Source organism: Pseudomonas sp. PS01300 (assembly GCF_029960155.1).
Taxonomy (GTDB): Bacteria; Pseudomonadota; Gammaproteobacteria; order Pseudomonadales; family Pseudomonadaceae; genus Aquipseudomonas; species Aquipseudomonas palmensis.
On record NZ_JASCPN010000035.1, the window covers coordinates 39,161 to 54,873 of the forward strand.

General features: G+C 65.2%; 17 protein-coding genes. 11 read left to right on the forward strand and 6 right to left on the reverse strand.

All coding sequences use genetic code 11. The features are described 5' to 3' along the window. The first annotated feature begins 1 nt into the window (after window position 1). From QMX96_RS17080 to QMX96_RS17100, 5 genes are all read left to right on the forward strand, one after another. Complete coding sequence (locus QMX96_RS17080; protein WP_043864112.1) at window positions 2-301, forward strand: YciI family protein; 300 nt, start codon at window positions 2-4, stop codon at window positions 299-301. A gap of 202 nt (window positions 302-503) precedes the next feature. After that, window positions 504-905 (forward strand): hypothetical protein, encoded by a 402-nt coding sequence (locus tag QMX96_RS17085; RefSeq protein ID WP_058540762.1) that lies wholly within the window; start codon window positions 504-506, stop codon window positions 903-905. A gap of 7 nt (window positions 906-912) precedes the next feature. Continuing rightward, entirely contained in the window at window positions 913-1,590 is a 678-nt protein-coding gene (locus tag QMX96_RS17090) for a response regulator transcription factor (RefSeq protein ID WP_043864114.1), read from the forward strand. Window positions 1,591-1,753: 163 nt separating this feature from the next. Next, window positions 1,754-2,170, forward strand: a complete 417-nt coding sequence (locus QMX96_RS17095) for a Spy/CpxP family protein refolding chaperone (protein WP_043864115.1) — start codon at window positions 1,754-1,756, stop codon at window positions 2,168-2,170. A 57-nt stretch (window positions 2,171-2,227) separates the two neighbouring features. Further along, window positions 2,228-3,565, forward strand: a complete 1,338-nt coding sequence (locus QMX96_RS17100) for a HAMP domain-containing sensor histidine kinase (RefSeq protein ID WP_043864116.1) — start codon at window positions 2,228-2,230, stop codon at window positions 3,563-3,565. 128 nt (window positions 3,566-3,693) lie between these two features. On the opposite strand, the gene QMX96_RS17105 is transcribed toward QMX96_RS17100, so the two are convergent. Beyond that, a complete protein-coding gene (locus tag QMX96_RS17105) occupies window positions 3,694-4,257 on the reverse strand; it encodes a nitroreductase family protein (protein ID WP_282362076.1) in 564 nt (187 codons plus the stop codon). Between the two features lie 100 nt (window positions 4,258-4,357). On the opposite strand from QMX96_RS17105, the gene QMX96_RS17110 reads away from it, so the two are divergent. Then, window positions 4,358-5,812: a TrkH family potassium uptake protein gene (locus QMX96_RS17110; RefSeq protein ID WP_282362077.1), complete on the forward strand. Its 1,455-nt coding sequence runs from the start codon at window positions 4,358-4,360 to the stop codon at window positions 5,810-5,812. On the opposite strand, the gene QMX96_RS17115 is transcribed toward QMX96_RS17110, so the two are convergent. After that, entirely contained in the window at window positions 5,769-6,854 is a 1,086-nt protein-coding gene (locus tag QMX96_RS17115) for an AraC family transcriptional regulator (protein ID WP_043864119.1), read from the reverse strand. The two genes, QMX96_RS17110 and QMX96_RS17115, sit on opposite strands and share 44 nt — an antisense overlap. A gap of 159 nt (window positions 6,855-7,013) precedes the next feature. On the opposite strand from QMX96_RS17115, the gene QMX96_RS17120 reads away from it, so the two are divergent. Continuing rightward, the gene (locus QMX96_RS17120; RefSeq protein ID WP_043864120.1) at window positions 7,014-7,325 is read left to right on the forward strand and encodes a DUF962 domain-containing protein; all 312 of its coding nucleotides are present in this window, start codon (window positions 7,014-7,016) and stop codon (window positions 7,323-7,325) included. 25 nt (window positions 7,326-7,350) lie between these two features. Here QMX96_RS17120 and QMX96_RS17125 read toward each other — a convergent pair whose 3' ends face one another. Beyond that, a complete protein-coding gene (locus QMX96_RS17125) occupies window positions 7,351-8,169 on the reverse strand; it encodes a UDP-2,3-diacylglucosamine diphosphatase (protein ID WP_054916590.1) in 819 nt (272 codons plus the stop codon). Window positions 8,170-8,310: 141 nt separating this feature from the next. On the opposite strand from QMX96_RS17125, the gene QMX96_RS17130 reads away from it, so the two are divergent. Next, window positions 8,311-9,195 carry a DMT family transporter gene (locus QMX96_RS17130; protein ID WP_043864122.1) on the forward strand — a complete coding sequence of 295 codons (885 nt, stop codon included), beginning with the start codon at window positions 8,311-8,313 and terminating at the stop codon, window positions 9,193-9,195. A gap of 1 nt (window position 9,196) precedes the next feature. On the opposite strand, the gene QMX96_RS17135 is transcribed toward QMX96_RS17130, so the two are convergent. Beyond that, complete coding sequence (locus tag QMX96_RS17135; protein ID WP_054916592.1) at window positions 9,197-9,481, reverse strand: SelT/SelW/SelH family protein; 285 nt, start codon at window positions 9,479-9,481, stop codon at window positions 9,197-9,199. A gap of 70 nt (window positions 9,482-9,551) precedes the next feature. Between QMX96_RS17135 and QMX96_RS17140 the strand changes: the two genes are divergently transcribed. After that, window positions 9,552-11,741, forward strand: a complete 2,190-nt coding sequence (locus QMX96_RS17140) for a patatin-like phospholipase family protein (protein WP_043864124.1) — start codon at window positions 9,552-9,554, stop codon at window positions 11,739-11,741. Here the strand turns inward: QMX96_RS17140 and QMX96_RS17145 are convergent. Both QMX96_RS17145 and recQ read right to left on the reverse strand, forming a co-directional pair. Further along, window positions 11,738-12,172: a MarR family transcriptional regulator gene (locus QMX96_RS17145; protein WP_043864125.1), complete on the reverse strand. Its 435-nt coding sequence runs from the start codon at window positions 12,170-12,172 to the stop codon at window positions 11,738-11,740. The two genes, QMX96_RS17140 and QMX96_RS17145, sit on opposite strands and share 4 nt — an antisense overlap. 118 nt (window positions 12,173-12,290) lie before the next feature. Beyond that, a complete protein-coding gene (gene recQ / locus QMX96_RS17150; RefSeq protein ID WP_043864126.1) occupies window positions 12,291-14,423 on the reverse strand; it encodes a DNA helicase RecQ in 2,133 nt (710 codons plus the stop codon). 245 nt (window positions 14,424-14,668) lie between these two features. Between recQ and QMX96_RS17155 the strand changes: the two genes are divergently transcribed. Beyond that, entirely contained in the window at window positions 14,669-15,256 is a 588-nt protein-coding gene (locus QMX96_RS17155) for a YecA family protein (RefSeq protein ID WP_054916593.1), read from the forward strand. A gap of 10 nt (window positions 15,257-15,266) precedes the next feature. Beyond that, window positions 15,267-15,632 (forward strand): YbaN family protein, encoded by a 366-nt coding sequence (locus QMX96_RS17160; RefSeq protein ID WP_058540758.1) that lies wholly within the window; start codon window positions 15,267-15,269, stop codon window positions 15,630-15,632. Window positions 15,633-15,713 lie beyond the last annotated feature (81 nt).

The following is a 15,713-nucleotide window of genomic DNA, read 5'->3' on the forward strand; positions in this document are numbered from 1 at the left end:
CATGCTCTACGCCATCATCGCCACAGACGTTGCCGATTCGCTGCAAGCCCGCCTGGCTGCACGCCCGGCGCACCTTGAGCGCCTGCAGCAGCTCAAGGCCGAAGGCCGCATCGTACTGGCCGGCCCGCACCCGGCGATCGACAGCAACGACCCTGGCGCGGCCGGGTTCAGTGGCAGCCTGATCGTCGCCGAGTTCGACTCGCTCGAGGCTGCCAAGGCCTGGGCAGATGCAGATCCTTACATTGCGGCGGGTGTATATGCCGAAGTGCTGGTGAAGCCGTTCAAGCAGGTCCTGCCGTAACCTGATCGGCGCGACGAGCCCGTCGTCGCGCCGATTCGCCTCACCTTCTGCGCACCCTCGCACACACTCCCTGCTCCCCTTCCTGGCTTTGCCCACTACAGCGGGCCTGTAGTGCTACGCCTTAAAATCCACTCGAATGTTCATCATTCTCGTCCACCTGCCGACAACCTACGCAACACCCGATTGGAATCAAGGAGTTCCGATGCGTCAAGGTCCGTTGTCCATGCTGCTGTGCCTGTTGCTGCTGACCCCGCTCGCCAAGGCCGCCGAAGCCTCCGCCAGCACCCCTTTGTCGTTGAGTGCGGGTAGCCAGATCTCCGAGCTGCAGCAACGCCTCAAGGAAAGTGAGCGCCAGCACGAAGCGCTCAAGCAGCAGCTGAAAAATGTCGAGAACGAACGCGAAAGCGCCCAGCTGACCCGCCTGCGCCAGGAGAACCAGCGCCTGAAGCAGCAGCTCGAGCAACACCAGGCCAACCCGCTGCCCAAGCTGCTCACCGATCAGCAGCAATGGTTCGTGATTGGTGCCGGAGTTGCCCTGTTGGCCGTGCTCTGCGGTATCTTTGCCAGTGGCAGCCACAGACGGCGCCGGCAATGGTTGAATTGAGTGAGACATGAGCGAGCTGCTACTGATTGATGATGACCAGGAACTGTGCGAGCTGCTGAGCAGCTGGCTGACCCAGGAAGGCTTTCAGGTGCGTGCCTGCCATGATGGCCAGAGCGCCCGCAAGGCCCTGGCCGAGCACGCCCCGGCAGCGGTGGTGCTGGATGTGATGCTGCCCGACGGCAGCGGCCTGGAACTGCTCAAGCAATTGCGCAGCGACCACGCCGAACTGCCAGTGCTGATGCTGTCTGCTCGCGGCGAGCCGCTGGACCGTATCCTGGGCCTGGAACTGGGCGCCGACGACTACCTGGCCAAGCCCTGCGACCCCCGCGAGCTCACCGCGCGGCTGCGCGCCGTGCTGCGCCGCAGCCACCCGGCCGCCACACCCACCCAGATGGAAGTGGGCGACCTGCGCTTCAGCCCCGCCCGTGGCGTGGTCGACATCGACGAACGCGAGCTGACCCTGACCCTTTCCGAAAGCCGCATTCTCGAAGCCCTGCTGGGCCAGCCGGGTGAGCCGCTGGACAAACAGGAACTGGCGCAGCTCGCCCTGGGCCGCAAGCTGACCCTGTACGACCGTAGCCTGGACATGCACGTCAGCAACCTGCGCAAGAAGATCGGCCCGCATCCCGATGGCAGGCCACGCATCGTCGCCCTGCGCAGCCGCGGCTATTACTACAGCCTGTAGGCGCCAGCCTTGCTGGCAAAGGGGCGCACGCCAACGCCCCACCGTGTAAACACCCTCGCCCACCGTCTTTACCCAAGCTTTACCCTTGCCTGACCGCCGCTGACCTTGATCTCCCTAGACTGGGCACATCCGGTAACGACCGGCCTCAACAAGGAGAGTCACCATGCGCAAGACCCTTATCGCCCTGATGTTCGCTGCCGCCCTGCCAACCGTAGCCATGGCCATGCCCGATGGCGGCCCCCGTCACGGCGCCGAGCACCAACGCGGTGGAGCGCCTTTCGCCCAGCTGGACCTGACCCGCGAGCAGCGCCAGCAGATCCGTCAACTGATGGGCGAGCAGATGAAGAGCCGCCACGAAATCACCCAGCGCTACCTGGCCAAGCTGCCGGCAGCCGACCAGAAGGCACTCAAGGACGAACTCAAGGCAAGCCACGACAAGGTCGACACCCAGATCCGCGGCATGCTCAAGCCAGAGCAGCAGAAGCAGTTCGATGAAATGAAGAAGAAGCAGGCAGAGCGCAAGGCCGAGTGGGCCGAGTTCAAAGCCTGGAAAGCTGAAAAAGCCAGCAAGGCCCAGTAAGCTGTCCACACCCCGCCCGACCTGCCCCCGCAGGTCGGGCTTCTTTCGTTTGAGGTAATGCCCTTGCGTTCACTGTTCTGGCGCATCCTGGCCAGCTTCTGGCTGGCCATCACCCTGGTTGCCGGGCTGTCGATCCTGCTCGGCCACATGCTCAATCAGGACGCCTGGATCCTCAGCCGCCACCCGGGGCTCAATACCCTGGCCATGAACTGGTCGGCGCGCTACGAACAGCAAGGGCCCGAGGCCGCGCAGCGTTATCTGGAGCTGCGCAAGCGGCGCTACAACATCGACGTGCAGGTGCTCAACGAAAGCGGCGAGGCGGTGGTGCCAGGCACGTTCCCGCGCCGCGCAGCAGCCTTCGAGGCGCGCCGGCACAACGGCGAGCCGCTGCCCTGGCGACGCCTCACCGAGGAGTACACCAGCCCCGGCACGGGCGACACCTACCTGCTGATCTACCGCATCCCTCACCCCGAACTCGACGCCTGGCACCGCGACAGCCTGCTGTGGCCGCTGAGTGCATTGGGCATTGCCCTGGTGGTACTGACCCTGTTCAGCCTGCTGGTGACCCTGTCGATCACCCGCCCCCTCAGTCGCCTGCGTGGCGCGGTACATGACCTGGGGCAGACCACCTACCAGCAGAACAGCCTGGCACGCCTGGCCAACCGGCGCGACGAATTCGGTGTGCTGGCCAATGACTTCAACCGCATGGGCGCGCGCCTGCAGAGCCTGATTGCCAGCCAGCGCCAACTGCTGCGTGACGTGTCCCATGAACTGCGCTCACCCCTGGCACGCCTGCGGATCGCCCTGGCCCTGGCCGAGCGGGCAGAGCCTGCACAGCAGCAGGCCTACTGGCCGCGCCTGACCCGCGAGTGCGACCGCCTCGAGGCGTTGATCAGCGAAATCCTGGTGTTGGCGCGGGTGGATGCCGAAAGCGCCAGCGCAGAACCGGTCGACCTCAATGCGCTGCTGGCCAGCGTGCGCAAGGATGCTCAGCTCGCAGCGCCGGAACAGGACATCCAGCTGCACGACACGCCAGGGCTGAGCCTGCAGGGCTGGCCGACACTGATCGAACGTGCGCTGGACAACCTGCTGCGCAATGCCGTGCGCTTCAATCCGCCGGGGCAACCGATCGAGATGAGTGCACAGCGTGAAGGCGAGCGTATCGTGCTGACGGTGCGCGACCACGGGCCGGGGGTGGCCGACGAGCACCTGGCGCAGTTGGGCGAGCCGTTTTTCCGCGCTCCGGGGCAGACCACGGCCGGGCATGGCCTGGGCCTGGCGATCGCGCGCAAGGCGGCGGAACGTCATGGTGGCAGCCTGGTGCTGGGCAACCATGCGCAGGGCGGGTTCGTGGCGACGCTGGAGTTGCCGGTGGCGGGGCCGGCTAGCGCCTGAATAAAGACGGGTGGTGGCTTCTTCGCTGGCAAGTCGGCCCCCACAGGCATGTCACCGTCCTCCAGGGCAAGTGCGCACCTGTGGGAGCTGGCTTTGCCAGCGAAAGGGCCATCTGATGCCTGTATAGCTTAGCGGGGCTGCTCCCAGGCGCTGACAAACGCCTCGACAGACACCACTGGCGCCGTACGCGGCGGGTTAAGCGGCGTGCCCACATACAGGAAGCCGATCAGCTCTTCGGTATCCGCCAACCCGAGGCCCTTGGCCACCTGCGGGCTGTAGGACAGCTCGCCGGTTCGCCACACCGCGCCGATCCCCTGGGCATATGCCGCCAGCAGAATGGCATGCGCCGCACACGCGGCCGCCAGCCGCTGCTCGGACTTGGGCACCTTGAAGTGATCCTGCACGTTCGCGATCACCACAATCAGCAACGGCGCCCGCAGCGGCATGGCATGGGCCTTTTCCAGCGCTGCCTCGGTGGCTTCGCCCTGCGCCTGCACCGCCTCGGCCAGCAGCGCCCCCAATTGTTCGCGGGCCGCGCCTTCGATGGTCAGGAACCGCCAGGGCCGCAATTGGCCATGGTCCGGCGCACGCGAGGCCGCCCGAAACAGCAACTCGCGCTGCGCAGCATCAGGTGCCGGCTCTACCAGGCGAGGAACGGAAACACGGTTGAGCAATGCGTCGAGAGCCTCCATCGGCTACCCCCTGTCGAGAAATGTGCGGCTATTCTACCGTTTACTTAAAGAGGCCCATAGGTAGAATGGCGCCCCTCCGTTTCAACCCAGAGCAGATCACATGGCGTTGCCGACCTTAAGGATCATCGGTTTCATTATCGGCATCTTCCTGATTACCCTGGCGATCAGCATGACCGTGCCCATGGCCACCCTGGTCATCTACGAGCGCACCGGCGACCTGCCGTCGTTTCTGTGGGCCAGCCTGATCACCTTCATTGCCGGCCTGGCCCTGGTCATACCCGGGCGCCCCGAGCACGTGCACCTGCGTCCACGCGACATGTACCTGCTCACCGTGAGCAGCTGGCTGGTGGTGTGCATCTTCGCCGCCCTGCCGTTCCTGCTGACCCAGCACATCAGCTACACCGATGCCTTCTTCGAGAGCATGTCGGGCATCACCGCCACCGGCGCCACCGTGCTCAGTGGCCTGGACAGCATGTCGCCGGGCATCCTGATATGGCGCTCGCTGCTGCACTGGCTGGGCGGCATCGGCTTCATCGGCATGGCGGTTGCGATCCTGCCGCTGCTGCGCATTGGCGGCATGCGCCTGTTCCAGACCGAGTCCTCGGACCGCTCCGAAAAGGTCATGCCCCGCTCGCACATGGTCGCCAAGTCGATCGTGGCGGTGTACGTGGGCATCACCACCATCGGCGGGCTGGGGTTCTGGCTGGCCGGCATGACCCCGTTCGATGCCATCAACCACGCCATGTCGGCGATTTCCACCGGCGGTTTCTCCACCTCCGACCAGTCGCTGGCCAAGTGGGACCAGCCGGCCGTGCACTGGGTGGCGGTGGTGGTGATGATCCTGGGCAGTGTGCCGTTCACCCTCTACGTGGCCACGATGCGTGGCAATCGCAAGGCACTGATCAAGGACCAGCAGGTACAGGGCCTGCTCGGCCTTCTGGTGGCCACCTGGGTGGTGCTGGGTACCTGGTACTGGGCCACCACCAGCCTGCCGTGGTTCGATGCCTTGCGCCACGTGGCGCTGAACGTGACCTCGGTGGTCACCACCACCGGCTTCGCCCTGGGCGACTACAGCCTGTGGGGCAACTTTTCGCTGATGCTGTTCTTCTACCTGGGTTTCATCGGCGGCTGTTCGGGCTCGACCGCGGGCGGGATCAAGATCTTCCGCTTCCAGGTGGCCTACATCCTGCTCAAGGCCAGCCTCAACCAGCTGATTCACCCGCGCGCGGTGATCAAGCAGAAATACAACGGTCACCGCCTCGACGAAGAGATCGTGCGGTCGATCCTGACCTTCTCGTTCTTCTTCGCCATCACCATCTGCATCATCGCGCTGCTGCTTTCGCTGCTGGGCGTGGACTGGATGACTGCCCTGACCGGCGCGGCCAGCACCGTATCCGGCGTAGGCCCGGGCCTGGGCGAAACCATCGGCCCGGCGGGCAACTTCGCCACCCTGCCCGACGCCGCCAAGTGGATCCTGGCCGGCGGCATGCTGCTGGGCCGCCTGGAAATCATTACGGTGCTGGTTCTGTGCATGCCGGCGTTCTGGCGGCACTGACGCCCTGGGCCGACGCCTCGGGGCCGGCACTGCGCGCCAGCTCCATGCGTGTGCGGTATTCCCCGGGGGTGAGGTCGAACCAGCGCCGGAAGGCCCGGAAGAAGTTGCTCGGGTCGGCAAAACCCAGCAGGTAGGCAGCCTCCAGCAATGTCATGTTCGGCTGCGCAAGGTACTGCTCGGCAAGTTCGCGACGGGTATCGTCGAGCAGGGTCTGAAAGCTGGTGCCCTCCTCCTGCAGGCGCCGCTGCAGCGTGCGCTGCGACAGGTGCAGGGCCTGGGCGACCATTTCGCGCTTGGGTTCGCCCTGGGGCAGCATGCGGCACAGCACCTGACGTGCACGGTGGGTCACCCGGCTTTCGGAAAAACGCGCCAGGTACTCGCCGGCAAAACGGTCGTGCAGAATCGCCATGGCCTCGTTGGCCGTGGGCAACGGCGCCTCCATGTCGGCGCGCTCGAACACCAGCGCATCGTGGGGCGCACCAAACACCAGCGGGGCACGAAACGCCTGCTTGTAGGGTTCTATATCCTGAGGCTGCGGGCCTTGTACCAGCACCCGGCGCAGCTGGATGGTGCGCCCGCTCAACCAGCAGCACAGCGCCAGGGCGCAGGCCAGCGAGGCCTCGGCGCTGTGCCGGGTGGGCGGCAGGTGATCGCCATGCACGGTCAGCACCAGCGAGTAGCCTTCCGGCCCCAGGCGAAAGCTCAGGTCGGAACTCTCCGCGATAATGCGCTGGTAACGCACCAGGCGCTCGAACCCCTCGGCCAGGGTGCGGCTGGACATCAAGGCATAGCCGACCACGTGAAACGATGCCGGGCGCACCACCCGCGCCATGTTCAGGCCGATGGCACGGTTGCCCGACAACTCTTCGGCCAGTTGCCACAAGCGGGTCATGGAGTCCTGGGTGAAACGTGCGTCGGGGTCGTCCAGCGCGGCGAAGTCCAGGCCGAGCTGCTTGAACAGCGCAGGGCAATCGAGCCCTTCGAATTCAAGTGCCTTGACGATCCCCGAGGCCCAGCTTGCTGACGTGGTTCTTTCGCTCATGGCTGGCTTCTTTTGGGTAAGACCGCTCCTGCGGTGAACGCAAAGGATACTAAAGTGGCGCTTATTGTCACTGACTGATACTGCGACACAATTCTAGACTCGGTTCAGGCTCCACGCCGTGCATGTTTCGCCACCTTCGACCGATACGGGAGCGACGCAGTGAACAGCCCCCCACGCTTCAACAGCTTTGCCGAGTTCTATCCGTATTATCTGGGTGAGCATAGCAACCCTGTCTGCCGCCGCCTGCACTTCGTCGGCACCAGCCTGGTGATCGCCCTGCTGGCCTACGCCCTGGCCAGTGCCAACGGCTGGCTGCTGCTGGCGGTCCCGGTGGCCGGTTACGGCTTTGCCTGGGCAGGCCACTTCTTTTTCGAGAAGAACCGCCCCGCCACCTTCACCTACCCCTTCTACAGCCTGCTGGGCGATTTTGTCCTGTACCGCGACATGCTGCGCGGCAAGGTGCAGTTCTGACCATCGCCCGCCCCCTGCGCGTGGCCTAGAGGCTGGGCTCACCCACCGCCCGGGCCTGGCGCAGGGCCTCACGGGCCTGGGCGTCGGCCAGGCGGTACAGCTCGATCGTGCCGTCCCAGTGCTCGATCAAGGCAGTGCACGACTCCACCCAGTCGCCGCAATTGAGGTAGTCCACCTCTCCCACCTTGCGGATTTCGGCGTGGTGGATGTGCCCGCACACCACCCCGTGAAACCCTCGCTTGACGCATTCGCGTGCAATCGCCTCCTCGAAGTCGCTGATAAAGCTCACCGCCGTCTTGACCTTGTGCTTGAGGTAGGCCGACAGCGACCAGTAGCCATAGCCATACCGCGCGCGCCAGTGGTTGAGCCAGCGATTGAGGGTAAGGGTCAGTTCATAGGCCCAGTCACCCAGGAAGGCCAGCCAGCGGTGATAGCGGGTAATCACGTCGAACTGGTCGCCATGGATCACCAGTAGCCGCCTGCCGTCGACGGTGAGGTGCTCGGCCTGGTCCACCAGCTGGATATTGCCCAGCACCAGCTTGGAGTAGCGACGCAGGAACTCGTCGTGGTTGCCGGTCACATAGATCACCTCGGTGCCGCGCTTGCTCATGGTCAGCAGGCGCCGGATCACGTTGGTATGGGCCTGGGGCCAGTACATGCCACCCCGCAGCTTCCAGCCGTCGATGATGTCGCCCACCAGGTAGATGCGATCGGCCTGGTAGCCCTTGAGAAACTGCGACAGATGCTCGGCCTGGCAGTCGCGGGTGCCAAGGTGCACGTCCGAGATCCACAGCGTGCGCACGCGCTGCTTGCGCGAAGGTTTGCCAAGCTCGGCATGGGTCATGGGCAGGCTCCGGGAGAGTTTGTGCGAGCTTGCCTGTGGGCAGTGAATCGACCATGACCGTTGTGCGGCAGTCCTGTGACAGGCCGTCGGGGCATGTACACTGCGTGGCCTGTGCTCCCGATCCAAGGCAACCGCCCGCCAATGACCCCTCGTACCGCCCTGGGCGCCCTGCATGCAGGCGCGCTGTTGTTCGGCCTGACCGGCGTGTTCGGCAAGCTGGCCAGTGCCGGCCCGTCGGTCATCGTGTTCGGCCGTGCGGCCTTCGCCGTGCTGGCCCTGGCCATCTTCGTCGGCGTTGCCCGACAACACTGGCAACCCCTGAAGGCACGGGACTGGCGCGGGCTGACATTGGCCGGGATGTTGCTGGCCGGCCATTGGGTCAGCTTTTTCGTCGCGGTCAAGGTGGCCGGCGTGGCCATCGCGACCCTGGGCTTTGCCAGCTTCCCGGCGTTCACGGTCATTCTGGAAGGGCTGTTGTTCCGTGAGCGCATCCGTCGCAACGAAGCCTTGCTGGTACTGCTGGTGAGCATCGGCCTGGTGTTGGTGACGCCCGATTTCGACCTCGCCAGCCAGGCCACCAGCGGGCTGCTGTGGGCGTTGTTCTCGGGGTTGCTGTTCGCCCTGCTGTCACTGCTCAACCGTGCAGGCTCGCGGCACATTCCGGCGGTACAGGCGGCGCTGTGCCAGAACGCCGTGGTGGCACTGTGTCTGCTGCCGGTGGCGGGCCCGCTGCTGCCTTCGGTGAGCGCGCTGGACTGGCTGTGGCTGGGGCTGCTGGGGGTGTTCTGCACCGGCGTGGCACACAGCCTGTTCGTGGCCAGCCTGGCGGTGATCAAGGCCCGTACCGCCGCCGTGGTGTTTGCCATGGAGCCGGTCTACGGCATCGCCATGGCCTGGGTGATCTTCGCCGAGCAGCCCACCTTGCGCATGCTGATGGGCGGGGTGCTGATCATTCTGGCCATCGTGATTTCAAGCCGTCTGGCCGCCGGCGCACCACACACCGCACCCGCCACCTCCGGCGGCTGAGTCAGGCGCGGTCGTTGTGGCCCAGGTCGCGCTGCGGGTCGATCTGGTCGCGGACCCGCTGCTTGAGCACCTTGGCCTCGGGGAAACCGCCATCGGCCTTGCGTTCCCAGATCTGCACGCCATCGCAGGTGATGCGAAAGTTGCCGCCCGTGGCCGGTTCCAGGGCCACCCGGGCCAGGTCGTCACTGAAGGTGCTCAGCAGTTCCTGGGCCAGCCAGGCGGCGCGCAGCAGCCATTGGCACTGCGTGCAATAGGTGATGACAATTTCGGGTTTGGATACGGACATGGGGTAACGGTCTCCTGATAGGTGGTCGCGCTTATACTAGCCACCTTTAGCCTTTGCTCCGAGAGCCGCGATGCGTCGTCTGCTGTTGTGCCTGTTGCTGTCCCTTACCTCCCTTGCCCTCTGCGCCGCCGAGGCCGCCCGGCCCAAGGTCGGCCTGGTGCTGTCCGGCGGGGCGGCGCGCGGCCTGGCCCACATCGGTGTGCTCAAGGCGCTGGAAGAACAGGGGGTGAAGATCGACGCCATCGCCGGCACCAGCATGGGCGCGGTTATCGGCGGGTTGTACGCCTCGGGCTACAAGATCGACGAGCTGGAGAAGCTGGCCCTGGCCATCGACTGGCAGCAGGCGTTGTCCGATGCACCGCCGCGCAAGGACATCCCCTTCAGGCGCAAGCAGGACGACCGCGACTTCCTGGTCAAACAGCGCCTGAGCTTTCGCGACGACGGCAGCCTGGGCCTGCCGTTGGGGGTGATCCAGGGGCAGAACCTGGCGCTGCTGCTCGAAAGCCTGCTGGCCCACGCCAGTGACACCCGTGACTTCGACAAGCTGCCGATCCCGTTCCGCGCAGTGGCCACCGATATCGCCAGCGGCGAGAAAGTGGTGTTTCGCAAGGGCCACCTGCCCCAGGTGATCCGCGCCAGCATGTCGATCCCGGCGGTGTTCGCCCCGGTCGAGCTGGACGGCCGCCTGCTGGTCGACGGCGGCATGGTCGATAACATCCCGCTGGATATCGTGCGTGAGATGGGTGTGGACATGGCGATCGTCGTCGATATCGGCACGCCGCTGCGCAATCGCAAGCAGTTGGCCACGGTGGTCGATGTGCTCAACCAGTCGATCACCCTGATGACCCGGCGCAACTCCGAAGAGCAACTGGCCTCGCTGCACCGCGACGACATCCTGGTACAGCCGCCGCTGTCGAGCTTTGGCGTCACCGACTTCGGCCGGGCCCAGGACATGATCGACGCCGGCTACCGCGCCACCCGCCTGCTCGACCCGCGCCTGGCCAGCCTGCGCCGGGTCAACGACACGGCGGTGCAACTGGCCGAGGCGCGCTCGGCCGGGCAACGCACTCCGGTGATTACCGCCATCAAGGTCGAGAACGACTCCAAGGTCAGTGACGACGTGATCCGCTACTACATTCGCCAGCCCATCGGCGAACCGCTGGAGCTCGACCGCCTGCGCACCGACATGGGCACCCTGTACGGCCTGGACTACTTCGACCGGGTGCAGTACCGCGTGGTGCACAAGGGCGACGAGAACACCCTGGTGATCAACGCCCGGGGCCGACGTGGCGGCACCGACTATCTGCGGCTGGGGCTGAACCTGTCCGATGACCTGCGTGGCGACAGCGCCTTCAACCTGGGCGCCAGCTACCGCGTCAACGGCATCAACCGCCTGGGCGCCGAGTGGCTCACCCGAGCCCAGATCGGCGACAAGCAGGAGCTCTACAGCGAGTTCTACCAGCCGCTGGATACCGGGTCGCGCTACTTCGTGGCGCCCTACCTGGACATCGGCTCGCAGAACATCGAGGCCACCCTGGACAACGACCCCATCGCCGAGTACCGCCTCGAACGCTATGGCTTCGGGCTCAACCTGGGCCGCCAGATCGGCAACAACGGCGAAGTGCGCCTGGGGGTGGGCCAGGCCTGGGGGCAGGCCGAGGTACGCATCGGCGAACAGGGCCTGCCCAAGGTGAACTTCAACGAAGGCTTCTATGACCTCAAGTATTCGTTCGACACCCTGGACAACGTCTACTTCCCCCACAGCGGCGAAGACGTCAGCCTGACCCTGCGCCAGTTCGAGCCGGGCCTGGGCTCCGACCAGCGCTATCGCCAATGGGACATGAAACTGGACAAGGCCCTGAGCAGCGGGCCGAACACCTGGGTATTCGGCGGTCGCTATGCGCGGACTCTGGATGATGCCGAGGTGGTCACCTCGAGCTTCGTGATGGGCGGCGCCCGGCAGCTGTCGGGCTTTCGCCAGGACTCGGTGTCAGGCCAGAACCTGAGCCTGATGCGCATGGTCTACTACCGGCGCCTGACCCCGCGCTCCTACCTGCCGCTGGACTTCCCGCTGTATCTGGGCGGCTCGCTGGAACGCGGCCGCGCCTGGAACAACGACAACGAGTTCGACAGCGGCTACATCAACGCCGCGAGCATCTTCCTGGGCTTCGAAACGCCGCTGGGGCCGCTGAACTTCAGCTACGGCATGAACACCGAGAACCAGAAGGCGTTCTACCTCAACCTGGGGCAGACCTTCTAGGACTTCTCCAGGTTGCCCAGGATGCGCGCGTGCACCCGCATGCACACGCGCAGCTCTTCTTCGTCGATGCCTTCGAACAGCTCGACGCGCAAGGCGTTGGCAATGGTCTCGATCTGGTCGATCAACGGCTTGGCGGGCGGGCACAACACGATCTTCTTGGCGCGCCGGTCCTCCAGCACGGCCTGGCGCTTGACCAGGCCCTGGGCCTCGAGGCTGTCGAGCAGACGGGCCAGGGTCGGCCCTTCAACCCCCACGCTCTGCGCCAGTTCACGCTGGGTGGGGGCCTCGTCGAAGCGCGCCAGGTGCAGCAGCACCAGCCAGCGCGCCTGCGACAGGTTGAGCCCGGCCAGGCGGCGGTCCAGCTCGGCGCGCCAACCCCGGGACATATGGGCCAACTGCATCCCGAAACGGTGGTGATCGGTCAACGGCATAGGAAACTCATCATCAGAACTAATTAATAGGCAGCTAATCATGCCCTTGGGCCTTAGGCAAGGCTCATGCCGTCGGCAGGCGCTGCATAATCGTCATAAATGATGACAAACAACCTTTCTACATCTCGAACTCGGCCGCCAGTGCGGCGCGCACGCAATACAGCACGCCCTCAGGCACGCGTCCGCCAAACTGCTCGATGATCGCCGACACCGGCGGCAACTCGCCTTCGCCGTCGAGGAACGCGTCCTGGATCTCGCCCATCAGGTCCTCGGGCAGGTCCAGCGCCTGTTCCAGTGACAGCTGTTGGCGACCGATGGCCTCGGCCAGCAGGCTGTAAACGTTCTTTTCACTGCATTGCAGCTGGCCGGCGATCTGCAGCGGAGTCATGCCCGCGCGGGCCAGGCTGATCAGCTCGTGGCGCAGGTCGGCGACCGGGGCCGGGGCCTCTGCAGCGCCGCCCAGCACCTCGAGGAAGGCCTGGCCGTAGCGCTCCAGCTTGCGTGCCCCCACGCCACTGACCTGGGCCATCTCGCTGAGGCTGCCGGGCTGACTGCGCAGCATCTCCAGCAGGGTCGAGTCGGGGAAGATGACATACGGCGGCACGCCATGCTCCTCGGCCAGCTTGCGCCGCAGGGCGCGCAAGGCGTCCCACTGTTCGCGTTCCTCGCCGCGCACCAGCTGGCTGGCCGGGCTGCCCGAGCTGCTGCTCTTGCTGCTGGTCTGCGGCTTGAGGTCGCGGCGCAGCTCAAGGGTGACTTCACCACGCAGCAAGGGCCGGCACGTATCGGACAGGCGCAGCCCGCCATAGCCTTCCAGGTCGATATCGGCCAGGCCACGCGCCACCAGCTGGCGGAACAGCGAACGCCACTCGCCTTCTGCGCGAGCCTTGCCCACGCCATACACGGCAAGCTTCTCGTGCCCGAAGCTGCGGATCTTCTCGTTGTCCTTGCCCAGCAGCACGTCCACCAGATGCCCCACGCCGTAGCGCTGGCCAGTACGGTAGATGGCCGACAGCGCCTGGCGCGCAGGCTCGGTGGCGTCCCAGGTCTGCACGCCGTCGACGCAGTTGTCGCAGTGCCCGCAGGGCTGGGGCAGTTCTTCATCGAAATAGTTGAGCAGGGTCTGGCGACGGCAGCGGGTCTCTTCGCACAGTGCCAGCATGGCATCGAGCTTGTGCTGCTCGACCCGTTTGTGACGCTCGTCACCTTCGGAGTTCTGCAGCATCTGCTTGAGCATCACCATGTCCTGCAGGCCGTAGGCCATCCAGGCATCGGCGGGCAGGCCGTCACGGCCGGCGCGACCGGTTTCCTGGTAGTAGGCTTCCAGCGACTTGGGCAGGTCCAGGTGGGCCACGAAACGCACGTTGGGCTTGTCGATGCCCATGCCGAAGGCGATGGTCGCGACCATGATCAGGCCTTCCTCGTTGAGGAAGCGGCGCTGATTGCTGGCGCGGGTCTCGGCAGGCAGGCCGGCGTGATAGGGCAGCGCCGGGAACCCCTGCTCGCACAAAAACGCGGCCACATCGTCGACCTTCTTGCGCGACAGGCAATAGACGATGCCGGCGTTGCCGCGCCGCTCGTTGAGGAACGCCAGCAACTGCTTGCGCGGCTGTTCCTTGGGCACGATGCGATAGAAGATGTTCGGCCGGTCGAAACTCGACAGAAAGCGCTCGGCGTTCTGCAGGTGCAGGCGGGTGACGATCTCTTCGCGGGTACGCATGTCCGCGGTGGCGGTCAGGGCAATGCGCGGCACGTTGGGGAAGAGTTCGGCCAGTTGCCCCAGTTGCAGGTATTCAGGGCGGAAGTCATGGCCCCATTGCGACACGCAATGCGCCTCGTCGATGGCGAACAGCGCGATGTCCAGGCTGCGCAGAAAATCCAGCATGCGTGGCTGCACCAGGCGTTCCGGGGCCAGGTACAGCATCTTGAGCTCGCCGCGACGAATGCGCATGGCCAGTTCGCGCTGCTGGTCGGCGCTCATCGTGGAGTTCAGCGAAGCCGCGGCGACACCCAGCTCGTCGAGGGTCGCCACCTGGTCGTCCATCAGCGCGATCAGCGGCGACACCACCACTGCCAGGCCTTCGCGCAGCAGCCCCGGAACCTGGAAGCACAGCGACTTGCCGCCGCCGGTGGGCATCAGTACCAGCGCATCGCCGCCTTTGGCCACGCATTCGATGATCGCCCCCTGGCGCCCGCGAAAGCTGTCGTAGCCGAAGATGTCCTTGAGGACGCGCTGAGCCTGTTCGAGCATAAAAACTCCATAAATCGCAGAACCATCCTGGCCACAGGCTGGATGAAAAGCTTCCCCGCCACACCTGAAATTGCGTAAGCGGCTTTTGCCGGGGCCGCATGCTGGCGTGACCGGGCGCAAAAGCCGGGCATTATACCGGACACGGCGCCCGTGCAGGGGGCTCTGCGATAGGCGTCATCCTTTGCCTCGCAGGCGCCGCAAGATGCTAGAATTCCAGCATCGTTTATTCCCAAGGTAGCCCTGTAATGTCCTTCGCTGAGCAATTAACCCGCCTGCAAGCCTTCCTCGACGCTGACGAGCTGCACGAAGAAGCACTGGACTACGTTGCCGCACACGGCTACCTGACCGCGCTGTCGATCTGCTCCGAAGCCGTTCCCGAGCGTGAATGGATCGACGCCCTGTTCGCCGAGCCGCCGCACTACAAGGACGAGGCCCAGCGCGAAGAAATCGAAAGCACACTGATCAAGCTCAAGGATCACATCGCCCGCCAACTGGCCAGCGATGAGGAGTTCGAGCTGCCGTGCGACCTGGACCTTGGCGACGAGCCGGACGACTCCGAGCTGCGCGGCTGGTGCATCGGCTTCATGGAAGGGGTGTTCCTGCGTGAAGCGGCCTGGTTCGAAAGCGCCGAGGAAGAGGTCAGCGAAATGCTGCTGCCGATCATGGTCGGTTCCGGCCTGTTCGACGAAGAGGCCGAGTTCGCCGACATCGCCAGCGACGCCAACCTGATGGACGACATGATCGTGCAGATCCCCGAGGCGCTGACGGCCTTGTACCTGCTGTGCCATGCCCCGGACGAGAAACCTGCGCTGCTCAAGCCTCGCCACCACTGAGTCTGCATCCATGCGCTACCTGCTGCTGGCCATCGGCTGGCTCAGCGTCGCGCTGGGGGTGATCGGCATCTTCCTCCCGGTGCTGCCGACCACCCCTTTTCTGTTATTGGCGGCAGCCTGCTTTGCGCGCAGCTCGCCCCGCTTTCACGCATGGCTGGTCAATCACCCGCGGCTTGGGCCGTGGATTCGCGACTACCTGGGCGGTGAGGGCATTCCGCTCAAGGCCAAGGTATACGCCATCGGGCTGATGTGGCTGAGCATAGGCTTTTCGTGCTACCTGGTGCCCTTGCCGTGGGCACGCGGGTTCATGCTCACCAGTGCGGTACTGGTGACCGTGTACATCGCGCGGCAGAAGACCTTGCGCAAGCGTACCTAGGCGCAACCACGCGCCCACCCCATCGCGGGCCAAGCCCGCTCCCACAGCTACTTCATTGCTCTTGTGGGAGCGGGCTTGGCC